Genomic DNA, 13,922 nt, shown 5'->3' on the forward strand with positions numbered 1-13,922 from the left:
GGTCGCCTTTTGTGTGCTCTCAGGTTTTATTACCTATGGCCTTGGCATTTACATCTTCTCGCAGAACCCATCCTCGACCGTTAACCGCCTCTTCCTTGCGGCAGCGCTTCTTGCGACCTGCTGGGGTGCTGGAGAGTTTCTTATCTGGAATTCGACCGACTATGAGGGTTTTTTGTTCTGGCTGAGGGCCAGTTAGTTCTGGAGCGTTTTTCTCGCGGTCGCGGTCCATTTTGTTCTTGCCCTCACCGAACAGCCCGCCGTCCGGGAGAAGCGGTACGGCACAATCCTTGTTGGACTCTACCTGCCCGCAGTTATTATCGCGCTGATCGGCTTTACCACAGACCTGATCTATCAGGTCTCGTTTCAGCCAGGAACGGGATACATATACCAACCAAACCTCACAACCCCGGTCTACCTGGTCGTGATAACCTATGCTACTCTGGCGATGCTCTGGGCGTTATACGCCGGTTTCTCGTCCTGGCGTCGGGCACGCCGGGAAAGAGAGAGACGCCAGAACCTGCTGATCTTTGCTGGTATAATGGCCATCGTCGGTTTTAATGGTCTCTCCGGGGTGGCTCTTCCGTTTATCGGGATCCATACCGTCAATCTTGTTTTTATCGGGATTTTCATATTTTCCGCTCTCATTACATACGCCATCCAGAGATACGAGTTGTTTACCCTGACCCCAGAGGCAGCGGTCATGGACATCATCAGTACAATGCCTGATGGACTGATCCTGACTGATATGGACGGCACAATCTCTCTCGAAAATGCATCGGCTGCGGAGATTCTGGGTGTCTCCAAAATAGACCTCCATGGCCAACCGTTCCGGAAGTTTATCCCGGGAAACGCATACTCCTCGATCATGGCCGCTGCCGAAAAAGGGAGGTTCTCGGATCTTGAGGTGGTGCCGGAGAACAGGAATGGCAGGATCGCCAGTATCAATGGCGTGATTGTCAGAGGCCCGGAAATGAAACCCGCAGGGTTCGTCCTGATACTGCGTGACGTAACCGATCGGAAAGCGGCCGAGACGGCACTTCAGTTGAGCAAGCAAAAGTTATCCCTTCTTGCCGGGGTGACCACCCACGACATTGCCAACGCGGTCACTGCTCTTTCTTGGTACCTGGACCTGCTCCAGGAAGAGTACAGAGATCGTGAGAGTCCTGAAGTTCTCGAGCGCTCGATCGAGACCGTGGGGACGATAAAACAGCATCTTCAATTCTTCCGTGAATACAGGATGATCGGCACATATGGGGCTGCCTGGCAGTCTATCGGGCCAATGAACACACAGATCGCCGGCGAGATCCAGCATCCGGGGGTTGAGATAGGCAACCTGGTTGCACCGGTGGAGATTTACGCGGATAAGCTTTTGCCAAAAGTCATCTACAACCTCCTCGATAACGCAATCCGTCACGGCGGAAAGGTTAGCCGGATTCAGATAACCACCTCCGAACTGGACAACGTGAATCTTCTTCTGGTCTTTGAGGATGATGGTGTCGGGGTCAGGGACGAGGAGAAGGCGAAGATCTTCGAGTATGGATACGGCAAGAACAGCGGTTTCGGGCTGGCTTTTGTGCGGGACGTCCTCGCGGTGACGGATATTGGGATCTGCGAAACCGGGGTTGCGGGCATGGGGGCACGGTTTGAGATTCTTATCCCCCCGCAGGCCTGGAGATGGATCGAGGGCAAAAACCCGGTTCAGACTATTCCGAACTGATAACGATAAGCGAGCGTGAACCACCGTCAGAGTTAAGATATTGGATGACAAAAACCCGGACAGCGTTACAGCCCTGCGCTGCGCTCCCGAAAACAGGTGAGCAGGGTAGGCGGAGGGTTGCTCTGCATCCAGGGGAGAGGGTGTCTGTGTGACATGATGATACAGGGGCAGGGGGTGTTCCGCCTCTCCCCAAGAGAGCGATTTTCCATGGGTACCGTTTCCGGGAGGGTATGTCCAGCGTTACGGTGAGACTCTCCCCTTGCAAGGCCATCCGGGTCTATCGCCACAAACTGCCCGCCCCCTTCGTAGGGGGCGGCAGGAGGCGCGGAACGCGCCGGGAGGTGGGGGTGACCATTACAGATGGCGTTAACCCGAAGATGAAGACTCAGAAGGTGGCTGAATGGTGAGATCTGGAGGAGGCTAAACCAGGTTGCTTGTGTAAGCCTGACCTGCTCTGGCAGGAGGCCGCGATTGATACGGCATCCCTGAGACACCCCCGACTCCCGGGCATACTTAAACTCGCGACGGGGGTTTTTATCTCCCGATGCTGGAAGGTTTGTCCGGGCAGGAGGTCTCAGTCCTCCTTTTGGAGGATGAAGAACTCATACCCGTATTCGCCAGCGTGCTCCCGAAAGATCGCAATCTCACGGAGGGCAAACTCAATCTGTGCCATCGCCCCGGGATTGCCGGCGACCTCTGGCCGCAGGTCGTCTATACGCCTGAGGACGTGGGCATAGTAGCCGTCCCACCAGGCAGAATCCGGGAGAGGGAAGTTTGCAACGACCCGGTATCCAGTATCTTCTGCGATCGCAGAGTTCTTCGTGACCGGTCCTATCGCCGGATAGCACTCGTTCCAGAACGACAAAGCCTCCGGTGATGGGTTTTCGGTGAACCAGACAGATTCGGTGAGGCAGAGGTATCCTCCCTGGCGTAAAAGCCTCCTCCAGGAGTTCAGCCCCTCCTCAAACCCAATGACGAAGATCGAGCCTTCCGCCCAGAGGACGTCAAACGTTCTGTCAGGAAACGGAAGGTCATTCATCGAGGCCTGGACGGTGTTGATTCGATCATCCACGCCGGCAGATCTTGCCTCGTGGATGAACTGGGCGAGGTAAGGTTGATGAATGTCGACGGCCGTGATACGACAACCAGGACAGACCCGGGCCACCTCGATCGTCTGCATCCCGGCACCGCAGCCGATATCCAGGATCTCGGGTCTGGCGGGTAAGTCTGAGAGGAATGAGAAGGCTTTCCTGGTGCACTTGTTGCTACCCGGCCCCTGCCGTGGCAGACCCTCGTGCATCGTAAAGACGAAAGGAATTTCCACGCGAGCAATCTGTCGTTCAAAGCGATAAAACCACTGCTGCAGCTAGAACCACTTCCGGGACCCTCATTGTGGACTACATCCCACCAGATCTTAATACCGGCGGCACCAACTTATGAACATGGAGCAAAGGACCCCTGCCCCGGAACTCCGGGAGAGAATGGGGCGTTTTCGGGACCGTATGGACGCCGATAACCCCTCATGGGAGTTTGCTGCGGTTTTCGGACGGACGAACCAGTTCTACTTCACCGGAACGATGCAGGACGGGGTTCTCCTGATCCCCCGCCAGGACGAACCGGTGCTCTGGGTACGCAGGAGTCTTGAACGGGCGCTTGATGAGTCAGAGTTCCCCGAAATCCGGCCGATGAAGAGTTTCCGCGACGCTGCTGCCGGCATGGGCGAGTGTCCGGCGACGGTTTATCTCGATTCTGAGAAGGTAACCGTCGCACTGCTCGAACGCTTCCGCAAACACTTCCCCTTCAGGGAGGTGCGTTCGCTCGATGCGCAGTCGGCAAACGTCCGGGCGAGGAAGAGCCCTTACGAGATCGCGATCATGGAGCGGGCGGGAAGGATCCATCGGCACGTGCTCGAGGATTGTGCCCCGGCAATGCTCCAGGAAGGGATGAGCGAGGCTGAACTCGGGGGCGAGATCTTTGCTCTCATGGTCAGGGAGGGGCACCACGGCATAACCAGGTTCGGGATGTTCGGGGTGGAGATGGTGCTCGGGCAGATCGGGTTTGGCGAGAGTTCGCTCTACCCAACTGCGTTCGATGGCCCTGGTGGGTGTCGCGGGGTGGCTCCCGGCGCACCTGTGCTCGGCAGCCATGACCGCAGGCTTGCACCCGGTGATCTGGTCTTTCTTGACTGTGGTTGCGGCGTGCAGGGCTACCACTCCGACAAGACGATGACTTATATGTTCGGGCATGCGCTTCCGCCGGAGGCGATGGAAGTGCACTGGCGTTGCGTCGAGATCCAGGACGAGGCGGCGTCGCTGCTCCGGCCGGGTGTAACGCCGGCAGAGGTCTACACGACAATACTCGACAACCTGGAGCCAGAATTCCTGGAGAACTTTATGGGTTTTGGGGAGCGGCGGGTGCAGTTCCTGGGTCACGGCGTCGGTCTTGAGGTGGACGAGATGCCGGTGATTTCCAGCGGTTTCGATGAACCGCTGGAAGAGGGCATGGTGATCGCTCTTGAACCCAAGAAAGGGATTGAGGGGGTCGGGATGGTCGGGATCGAGAACACCTTTGTTGTTACCCGCGGAGGTGGCACGTCCATCACCGGGAGGAACCGCGGTTTGATCCCGGTCTGAAGATACAGAGTGGCAGAATCGATCACCATCACATCCCGTTCAGCCATGGCGGATGGTGGCCAGAGGTGATCGGCCTGAAATCCGGTGTGCCTCAATCTGGCCCGTAAAGATCTTCTTTCACCCGTTTCGCGACCGCCTGCTCTCTCTGCTTTAGCAGAGCGATGTCTATCGCTCCCTCCTCACGGTAGGAGGTAAATAGGAGATAGAGGAAATCAACAGTCAGGTGCATGACCTCCCTCCTGAACCGGACCTCAACGGTTGTATCCCCGGCAAGACCCCTGATGGAGAACCAGTCGGGCTTCTCGAATTTGTAGAACCCCTCACCCTGATTTGGGAGCGCTTCAACCTCGCCAAAGTGTGCAAGATAGGAGAAGAAACCCTCCGTTAAGGGGGCGCTGAGGAGAAACTCCTTCATGAGCGAGCCGTCGGCACAGGATTTATGCCGAACCGAACGAAGAATCCGCATTCTGTGCAATCTCCCTGACCGCCTCTGCGGTGTTCTGGCACTCCTCATCCGTGGTAAACCAGGAGAGGCTGAGCCTGACTGAACCTGAGCCGCCGTCGATCGCCCGATGAACAAGGGGTGCGCAGTGGAGCCCGGTACGTGCCACGATCCCGTATGCACGGGCAAGGATGAACCCCACATCGTCGTTATCGAGTCCTCGGATGTTGAACGAGATTATGGGAAGTTCGGGCGAATCGTTGTAGATCTCGATCTCCGGTTCCTTCTTCAGTTCATGGATAAGATATGCAGTCTCTCGCTCTGCTTTCTCTGCTATGGTCTTCACCCCGACGGAGGCGATGTAGTTTACGCCGGCTGCAAGCCCCGCAAGCCCGGGGTAGTTGTGTGTACCGGCCTAGAACCGCTCCGGCATCTCGCGGGCTGAAAGAGCGAGAAAGAGGCCGTCCCTGTCCCCCCATAGCGGACAGGAGCGATCGAGTCGGGGTCACGCAGGAAAAAACCGCCGCTACCCGCGATCCCGAATAGACCCTTATGCCCGGTGAAGACGAAGGCATCGACCGGCAGCGCCTTCAGATCAACGGCTACGTGGCCGGCGGTCTGTGCACCATCCACGATAAAATAGACCTCGTGGTCATGCAGGAGTTCCCCGATACGGCTTATATCCTGCACCGAACCGAGGACGTTGCTACCGTGGGTTGTGACCATGAGCCGCGTATCCGGGGTGATGGTCGCCTCGACCAGATCCGGGTTGACCGATCCGTTCTCGAAGGGAAGAACCGCCAACCGAATGCGGTGCTGCCGTTCGAGTTCGTGCAGCGGTCGCAGAACGGAGTTGTGGTCGAGTTCGGTTGTAAGGACATGAAATCCTGACCCCTTTCCGGCGAGAAATCCCAGGATGAGGATATTCAGGGAGTCTGTTGCGTTCATGGTAAAGACCACATGCTCCGGCGGCTCTGCAGCCAGGAGAGTCGAGACTGCCTCGCGTGCCAGTGTGACATAATCTTCGCCCTGGTTCCCCGTGTTCCTCCCTGACCCGAAGACCGGCCGGCAAGGGACTGGCTGACGGCCTCGAGCACTCCCTGCGGTTTTGGCCATGTCGTGGCGGCGTTGTTCACGTAGATGATCGGTGGACGTTCAGTCATGCAACTCGTTTTTCAGCGGTTCTGTCGGCCACGACCAAAAAGAGATCGCTTCGGGCACCTGCAGCGGCAATCCGGTCGATTGGGGAATACGTGCAACCCCCAGAACAACCAATTCTCAAAACCGCAGGAGGGGAGGGGTGACGGCCGGAACGTTTCCCGATCACCTGATCTAGTCGGACTCCGCGTGCCGGTGCATCCCGTGTGGAACTCGCATCTCAAACCGCGCTCCTTTTCCGGGTTCCCCCGTCTCGGTGATGGTGATCCCGGTGATCCCGGTGATCCCGAGGATCTCACGGATCAGGAAAAGCCCTAACCCGGTGTTCTTCCCGAAATTCCGCTCAAATATCCGTTCCTTTTCATCCAGCGGAATACCGATGCCGTCATCTTCCCAGACCAGGACCAGGTCTCCGTTCTCCTCCGGGTATGACCATACACGGACGTGTGTCGCCGACTCCCCGTGACGGATGGAGTTGTCCATCAGGTTGGAAAAGACCGTTGCAAGCATCGGGTCCGCATAGATCATCAGGTCTCCTGTCTCATCTTCGACCGGCAACCCATGCAAGGTCGCCGACCGGATAGCATCTGAGACCCGCTGCCATTCGGGTGCCCGGACACCGAGGTCTGTGTAGTCCCGCGTAAACTCTATCTGGCGGCGTATCAGGTCGGCGGCGTACTGTACACGGTCAAGGTAGTTGGAGATATCCTCGCCGGGACCGGCCATCTGGGCAAACGATAGGTTTCCAAGAAGGACTGTCAGCTGGTTTAAGATATCGTGCCGGGTGATGCTGTTCATGAGGGTGAGTTTCCTGTTCGCGGTGGCCAGGCTGTTCCTCTGGTGGGCAAGTTCACGGGCATGATACTCGATCTCCTGCTCCATCCACTTGCTCTCGGTTATATCCTGAACGGTTAGTGCCATCCCACGGGATATATCCCCGGGATCGAGGGGAGTGCCCGAGACCTGAAGAAAGACAGGGTCATCGTTTCTGCCACCACGTTGTGACCGCGTCTCAAGCGTAAACCTCCCGCTCTTATTGATCCCGGTGAACGCCTTCTGCATGGCGGTCTCATACTCCTCTTCATCCGGGAAGAGCAACCGGACGTGCTGACCGATGAGTTCATCACGGGAGTAACCGAGGATCTCGCAGAGGCGGTCGTTTACCTCCGTGAATATTTCGTTCACCGTCATGACTATACCTATTGGAGCAACACGGAAGATCCCTGCCATCTTCTCAGCAGTCTCCCGTAACGCCTTCTCGACCCGTTTCTGCTCGGTTACCTCCCGGATCGTCTCTATAGCACCTACACGCCTGCCTTCCAGGTTGTAGAGGGGTGATGCCCTCAGCCTGAGGACAGCTTCCCTGCCGGCAGGATGGGCCAGCGACGTCTCGCTCTCAAAGACATCTCCTTCCCTCCCCAGGATGTCGTAGTGGTTCTCAAGGGCTTTATCGGGTTCGAGAATATAATCGATAAGTATGGGGCGTGCCTCACCGTAGAACGGAACCGCATAAGCGTAATCGCCCCTGCCAAGCATCTCCGCTTTTGGAACACCGGTAAGCTTCTCCATAGCACGGTTCCAGGTGATAACACGACCCTCTACGTCGATGACAAAGGCCGCATCAGGAAGGAACTCGATGATGTCGGCAAGCCTGCGCTCACTCTCCCGTAGTTGCTGCTCCCTCTCACGAAGATCCTCAAAACTTGACCGGAGTTCCTCCTCGATGGCCGTGAGTTGTTCATAAGCCGCCTGCAGTTCCTCGTGACGCCGCATCACCTCGAGTTCGGCAAGTTTACGTTCTGTGATATCGTGCAACATCCCGATGGTACGGATGACCCGCCCGGACTCATCCCGCTGATGCTCGCCCCGCTCAATGACGTACCTGACCTCCCCGCTACCATCTTGAATGATCCGGTGCTCAATCTCGTAGCCGTCACTACCATCCCTGAGTGATCTGGAATGCACCGAGATGACCGCAGCGCGATCGTCGGGGTGAATGTAATCAATGTAATCCTGGTATCCTGCTGAAGATTCCCCACAGGCGGAACCAAAGATCCGGGCGGTCTCCTCCGACCAGGTCAACTGGCCTGTGGTGTGATCGAACACCCAGCTGCCCACGTGAGCGATCTCCTGAGATCGTTTCAACCGGTTTGCGGTCTCCTCGCGCTCTCTTATCAGGGCATCGCGTTCTGTAAGTGACCTGGCCAGGGTGATGTTGGCGTAACTCAACCGTGATATAAAGATGGCAGCCTCACGGAGGAACGAGATGGCGCTATCCACAGTCTTTCTGCTCAACCGTGGAACGGCATCAAGCGCAGCGATGTAGGCCTCTTCATCAAATCCATAGTGCCTTGCCTGCGTCCGGAAGACCTCGTAATCCGGTTCTTCGTCATCGAGGAAAAACTGCGCCATGAAGACGTTGCCAAGGTGTTTGCCACCCACGATGATGGGAGACGCAACTTGCCACAAGTTGTTCCGGCAGCGGTAGATCTTCGCTTCCCCGGCAGCAATCCCTATGGAGAGTTGCGTGTCGCTCTCAATACAGTTTCGAAGCGTCCCGGGATGAACCCGGTGAAACTTCGTGCAGATCTCCTGCCACCCTGCATTGATCAGCACCCGGCCATGGGTATCGATTATGGAGACCGAGATCCCGGTGAGAGCGTGGAAATCATTGAGAAGCGATAGAATCATCGGGATATCGATAATATCGGCAAGTTCCAGATTACCGATATCACCTTCCGGGGAGAGGATGCTCTCCAGTTTCGCCCGTACGCGCTCCTCGCTCTCCCTGAGACGTTCCTCTACCTCTTTTGCCTCAGTTACGTCATGAACCATCCCGACTGAGCGGATGACCCGCCCGGACTCATCCAGGAGATGTTCACATCGCTCAACAACGTGGCGAACCTCGCCGGTATCGGCCCGAAAGAACCGGTGCTCGATTTCATAGCCCCCGTTCCCATCTGTGATCGAGGCGGAGTAGGTTGCATCGACCCTGGCGCGATCGTCCGGGTGGACGATCGATAGGAACTCCTCATAGGTCGGCACGCCCTCTTTGGGGTCGCGCCCAAAGATGCGGTAGGTCTCATCCGACCAGACCAGATCTCCTGTCCTGTGATCGAACTCCCAGCTCCCAAGATGTGCAAGCCGTTCGGCCTTGTGCAGCATCTCCTCGGTTTTGCGGACTGCAGCCTCAGCCCTCTGTCTGCCAGCAAGTTGTCTTATTGCATTTGCGAGTTCGGCAAACTGCGACTTCGGGTCGCCGCCTTTCTGCAGATAGAAGTCAGCACCGCTGTTGAGTGCCTCGATCACCACCTCCTCACGTCCCCTACCGGTGAAGATTATGAAGGGAACCTGCGACCTGGCCTCACGAACCCGCTTGAGGAGCGTGATACCGTCCATCTCCGGCATCTGGTAGTCCGAGACTATCACATCGTAGCGATCGCTCATGATCATGCGGAGTGCTTCACGCGGGTCTGGAGTGGTATCGACAACCATCCCGCCTCTCTGCTCAAGGAAGATGCGAGCGAGCTCAAGCAGTGCAACCTCGTCATCAACGTAGAGGACGCGCACCAGGGGGGATGGTGACATGGAGCTAAACCCGTACAAAAGGAGGCACTATGGTTCTTTATAGGTTTCGGAGATATCGGTGAGCTGTAAAGGCCGATTATTACAGAACACTCTGTCACAAAGAAAGATTCGTTCCAGAACATGCGTATCAGATCCACTCTCCTCAAAAAAGGAGGGAACTGCCAGGGAGCGCTACCAGAACCGGTGGGTCTTTACGTAGTTGCGCTCGGCCTTCAGGATCTCACGGTAGAAAGCGTCCCCATCAGAGAGGGTTGCCAGGATCCGCGACGCTGTCTCCGGGCCGACACCCTTTGCCGCAAGGGCGATCACCGCTTTCTTCCCGCTTGAAAGAACGATGTTTGCGTTCCGGAGGAACCGGACCTCGATCGCCCGCTCCTCCTCCGACTTCTTCTTTTTTGTTACCGCCGGGATGAGTTCTTCGTCCCAGGGTTTCAGCGCGGCGATGAGACGTGCGCCGCAGAGGGGACACTGCGGCCGCTCGGGGACGCGCTCAACGACCGTCCGGCTCTTCCACTTCCGGCAGTTCATGCAGAACAGGACGACCTCCTCCTTATCCAGACGGCGCATAAGCGTCCCGATCACCGCCTGGTCGATCATCGGCGGCGGGATCGTGTCCCGGGATGAGGAGAGCCCCTCGCTCCCGATGGGGCTGAGTCGACCGATGGTGACGGCAATCCGGCCGTCACGTATGCCGGTCAGGATCTCCTGCGCCGCATCCACGTCCATGTAGTTGCTGAAGAGTTCCCGGTAGGCCTCCGTCGCTATGACCGTCCCGTCGAATAGGTCGATCAGACGGTGGATGCTGAACCGCTCGTAGTCGGCATCCGCATCGATGGCACCGAACTTTTTGGCCACCTGAACAAGTTTCCACTTGAATAACGCCGTCCGTTTCAGGGCAAGTTTCAGGATCCCGGCAAGGTGGTCGGGTTCGACCCCCGCCAGGGTCTCCTGCACCTCAAGCGCCCGGACGTTCCCGGGCAGGCGGAGGAGGAATCGGTATGCACCGACCTCGATCCCGACGGTAGTTCCGTAGCGGGCGGAAAGAAGGATCGAGAGAGCCCGGGCGAGCGCCTCGTTTGCCTTATGTCCCCCACAGACGTTGCAGACCACACCCTCGTCAGCGTTCTCAAGGGTGATGAGTCGATCGGATGGAATGGGGTGGTTTCCTGTGTCCATCCTGGCCATGAACCGCTCTGCATACCTGATCACCCCTGGAACGTTCGAGTAACGGTCGAATGCCCGTCTCCGTCGGAGCGCCCCGACCTCCCGGGCGACCGCAAACGGTACAGGGATCTGCTCGCCTTCCCAGGATGGGACTTCCCCTTTCGCCCTGGTTGCAGGCTCGACGGTGATCCTCCCGCCCTCCATCTCAAGCACCCTCCAGAGCTGGCCCTTCGTGATGAAGACCGCGCCGGTGTGCATCCAGCCAAGAACAAACGACTCATCCAGTGTTCCGACCGTCCGACGCGACACTATATCAAAGATCTCCATCTTCCGCTCGTCATGGATCATCGAGAGGTTCCCGACAAGGTACCGCCTTGCACGCCCTGTCCGGATGATCCTGGTCTCCTCGATCCGGATCAACCTGTGCTCCGCCATCTGGCGGCAGACGTCGTCCAGGAGAGACCCGCAACCGTTAAAGACACTCGACCGTTCCACTATCTTCCGGACACGCGATATCTCGATCTCGCCGTACTCGACAGCGATCGCCGCCACCTGGTTTGCAAGCACATCGGCTGCGCCGGCAGGCGGGACGATCCGTTCGCACTCGTTATCCTTCGCCAGCCTTGTGATCACAAGTGACTCCAGGAGGTCGTCAAACCCGGTTGCAAGGACAGTCCCGCGCGATATGGCATCGAGACGATGTCCGGCCCGACCGACCCGCTGCACCAGTCGCGATACCTGCCTTGGTGAACCAAACTGGACAACATGCTCGATATGCCCGATATCGATACCAAGCTCCATCGAAGAGGTCGCGATCAGCGCCTGGATCTCACCATTCCTGAACCGCTCCTCGGCATCCACCCTGATATCCCGCGAGAGCGAACCGTGATGAACCTCGACGTCCCCCCTGGAGTAGAGGCTGTGGCCGAGGGCCTCGGCGGTCACGCGGGTGTTGACAAAGACAAGGGTGGAACCCCGGGCATCCAGACACTTCTCGACCGCACTGACCTGATCACTGAAGTCCTCGCCGGCAAACCGGACGGTGATATCAAGGTTGCTTGCGACCGGGACCTCCACAAGCGAGAATGGCCGTGAACCGCAGAGGAACCGACCGATATCGTCCGGGTTCCCGACGGTTGCCGAGAGACCGATCCGCTGGAAATCCCCGGCATACTCGACCAGACGTTCGAGCGCCACCACAAGCTGTGCCCCCCGCTTGCTGTCGGCGAGCTCGTGGATCTCGTCGATGATGACATACCTGACGTTTTTGAGGTGTTCGCGGAGACGTTTGCCCATGAAGAGCGCCTGCAGCGACTCCGGGGTGGTGATGAGAAGGTCGGGAGCGTTCAGTGCCTGCTTACGCCGTTCGTTCTGCGGCGTGTCCCCGTGACGGACGCCGACTGTGAGTGATAGTTCCCGGCACCACCACTCCATCCGTGCCAGGATATCACGGTTCAGGGAGCGCAGTGGCGTTATGTAGAGTGCCTTGAACCCGGGACCCGGGGTCTCAAGGAGCCTGTCAAATACCGGGAGCATGGCGCTCTCGGTCTTCCCGGTGCCTGTCGGCGCCACCAGGATCAGGTTATCTCCAGCAAGAAGCTGAGGGATGGACCGTTCCTGTGCCTCAGAAAAATCTGTAAACCCGCGCTTCCGGACAACCTCCCTCACCCGTGGGTCGAGAAGTTCAACCGTCGATCTCTGCGGGGCAGAGCGTGGCCGGGGAGCCGACGTATGTGCCATCTGCCAGGAACACCTCCGCGTTCTTCTCGTCTATACAGCGCGACAGCGGCCCGAGTCCGCTCTCCCGCAGCAAACCCACATCGATCCCGCCCGCAAACTCGTTGAAGGCCGGGACGAAGAGAAGCCGGGTGCGCTCCCCTGTCGGCTCTTCAAAGACTGAGTAGAGGTAGGCTGGTCGGGCGCGGGCGGCGCAGCCGACGGCATCCATGAGCGAAACCACCGGGTGGTGGTGGCCGAGGATTATGAGGTGGCTGGAAAGCCCGGCAGCAGGATGGGTGTGGCCGTGGAGATACCCGACCCCGTCAATGATTGTGCCTCCGGCGGGCAGGAGTTCACCTTCCAGAAGGAACCGGTCGATCCCGCCGTCATGGTTGCCGGGGGTGACGGCGATCGGGACGAGTTCGCGAAACGACTGGAGTATACGTGGAAGTTCCCGGTACTCCTGTCGGGTTGTCACCGGGACGTTGTGCTTGACATCACCAAGGAGGAGCAGGAGATCGGGCTCTGTCTCCTCGATACAGGCGATCACCCGCTCTGCACGGGCGTTGCTCCTGCTGGTGATGTGAACGCCGTAGCGTTCGAGGCCCGACTCGATCCCCATGTGGAGGTCGGCGACGACCAGAACCCGCTGCTCCTGCTCGACCAGGAGGGCCGGGCCGTTCTCAATGAAGTGTAGGTGCATTATCGTCTCAGATCAGTTTTACTGTGCCATCTACAGGCTGGTAGCATTCTCCGGCAGCGAGAAGTTTCTCAAGCGCCGTGCGTGCTTCACTGGCGGTGAGGCCGGAACCCACCCCGGCAGCGACTGCATCTTCGATAGAGATCCCCTTCAAACCGCTGTCCACCGCCTTGAGAGCGTCCAGCAGGATCTCCGCCGGAGCACGGGGGGTGATCCGGGATGGGGAAGGGACCTCCCGGACAGTCGCGAGCGCTGTTCTTACCATCCCGGCCATCTCCCGGATCTCGTTCTCCGTGGTTGCGTAGAGCCTGAGGGCGGTTGCGGCACGCTCACCCCTCCCATCCCGGAGCGCCTCAAGCCGGTCAAGCGTTGCAGCGGCGGTTGCGAGCACCCAGATGTCGCGTGCGGTGCGGTCAACCACACGGATGGCCTCGACCTCCAGTGCCGGGCACGCCCGGTCTCCCGAACCGCCCGGCACCGGCCGAGCGGTGACGGCAACGAACACAGGCGGGTCGATGTAGCCGAGCGTCTCGAGCGCGTCAGGGTTATGCCAGTCCACCGTGACCAGGAATACACCGGTAGGATCGGCTACCCGGGCCTGCATGAGATCCCCGCCTCCCAGGCGTTCGGTGAGAGCACCGACAATAAAGAGGCGGTGGGAGCAGGCACCAGAGGGTGTCACCGGGAGATGGCCGTCGCCGGCATCCACAGTATACCGCGCGGTGGAGAACTCCCGCGCGAACACTCGTTCTACAGGCTCCATGCAATCAATCCGTTCGAGAAAGTGGTTGTGAAATACAG

12 protein-coding genes and 1 pseudogene are annotated in these 13,922 nt (G+C 58.4%); 4 read left to right on the forward strand and 9 right to left on the reverse strand.

The genetic code is table 11. The annotated features are described in order from the left end of the window. Positions 1–19 precede the first annotated feature (19 nt). A complete protein-coding gene (locus QMC91_RS09955) occupies positions 20–391 on the reverse strand; it encodes a hypothetical protein (RefSeq protein ID WP_366944356.1) in 372 nt (123 codons plus the stop codon). Here QMC91_RS09955 and QMC91_RS02300 point away from each other — a divergent pair. The 3 genes and pseudogenes from QMC91_RS02300 to QMC91_RS02310 all read left to right on the forward strand — a co-directional run. Next, a pseudogene (locus tag QMC91_RS02300) lies at positions 272–1,027 on the forward strand (PAS domain S-box protein); the annotation flags it as partial. The gene QMC91_RS09955 and the pseudogene QMC91_RS02300 sit on opposite strands and share 120 nt — an antisense overlap. Positions 1,028–1,279: 252 nt before the next feature. Then, entirely contained in the window at positions 1,280–1,717 is a 438-nt protein-coding gene (locus QMC91_RS02305) for a HAMP domain-containing sensor histidine kinase (protein WP_300235183.1), read from the forward strand. Positions 1,718–1,947: 230 nt separating this feature from the next. Next, positions 1,948–2,124, forward strand: coding sequence for a hypothetical protein (locus QMC91_RS02310; protein ID WP_300234760.1), 177 nt, complete (start codon positions 1,948–1,950; stop codon positions 2,122–2,124). A 167-nt stretch (positions 2,125–2,291) separates the two neighbouring features. Here the strand turns inward: QMC91_RS02310 and QMC91_RS02315 are convergent, their stop codons facing one another. Further along, on the reverse strand, positions 2,292–3,041 hold the full coding sequence (locus QMC91_RS02315; RefSeq protein ID WP_300234761.1) for a class I SAM-dependent methyltransferase: 750 nt from the start codon (positions 3,039–3,041) through the stop codon (positions 2,292–2,294). 118 nt (positions 3,042–3,159) lie between these two features. On the opposite strand from QMC91_RS02315, the gene QMC91_RS02320 reads away from it, so the two are divergent. Further along, complete coding sequence (locus QMC91_RS02320) at positions 3,160–4,350, forward strand: Xaa-Pro peptidase family protein (RefSeq protein WP_300234764.1); 1,191 nt, start codon at positions 3,160–3,162, stop codon at positions 4,348–4,350. Positions 4,351–4,441: 91 nt separating this feature from the next. Here the strand turns inward: QMC91_RS02320 and QMC91_RS02325 are convergent, their stop codons facing one another. From QMC91_RS02325 to QMC91_RS02350, 7 genes are all read right to left on the reverse strand, one after another. Further along, positions 4,442–4,816 carry a hypothetical protein gene (locus QMC91_RS02325; RefSeq protein WP_300234766.1) on the reverse strand — a complete coding sequence of 125 codons (375 nt, stop codon included), beginning with the start codon at positions 4,814–4,816 and terminating at the stop codon, positions 4,442–4,444. Next, positions 4,788–5,153 carry an aminotransferase class V-fold PLP-dependent enzyme gene (locus QMC91_RS09960; RefSeq protein WP_366944361.1) on the reverse strand — a complete coding sequence of 122 codons (366 nt, stop codon included), beginning with the start codon at positions 5,151–5,153 and terminating at the stop codon, positions 4,788–4,790. Before QMC91_RS09960 ends, QMC91_RS02325 begins: the two co-directional genes overlap by 29 nt. A gap of 5 nt (positions 5,154–5,158) precedes the next feature. After that, a complete protein-coding gene (locus QMC91_RS02330) occupies positions 5,159–5,908 on the reverse strand; it encodes an aminotransferase class V-fold PLP-dependent enzyme (protein WP_366944357.1) in 750 nt (249 codons plus the stop codon). 216 nt (positions 5,909–6,124) lie between these two features. Further along, on the reverse strand, positions 6,125–9,538 hold the full coding sequence (locus QMC91_RS02335) for a PAS domain S-box protein (RefSeq protein ID WP_300234768.1): 3,414 nt from the start codon (positions 9,536–9,538) through the stop codon (positions 6,125–6,127). 171 nt (positions 9,539–9,709) lie between these two features. Continuing rightward, positions 9,710–12,442: a DEAD/DEAH box helicase gene (locus QMC91_RS02340; RefSeq protein ID WP_300234770.1), complete on the reverse strand. Its 2,733-nt coding sequence runs from the start codon at positions 12,440–12,442 to the stop codon at positions 9,710–9,712. After that, a complete protein-coding gene (locus tag QMC91_RS02345; RefSeq protein ID WP_300234774.1) occupies positions 12,387–13,124 on the reverse strand; it encodes a metallophosphoesterase in 738 nt (245 codons plus the stop codon). The genes QMC91_RS02340 and QMC91_RS02345 overlap by 56 nt, the downstream gene beginning before the upstream one ends. 7 nt (positions 13,125–13,131) lie before the next feature. After that, positions 13,132–13,884: a hypothetical protein gene (locus tag QMC91_RS02350; protein WP_300234777.1), complete on the reverse strand. Its 753-nt coding sequence runs from the start codon at positions 13,882–13,884 to the stop codon at positions 13,132–13,134. Positions 13,885–13,922 lie beyond the last annotated feature (38 nt).

The organism is Methanoculleus sp., from assembly GCF_030019085.1.
GTDB lineage: Archaea > Halobacteriota > Methanomicrobia > Methanomicrobiales > Methanoculleaceae > Methanoculleus.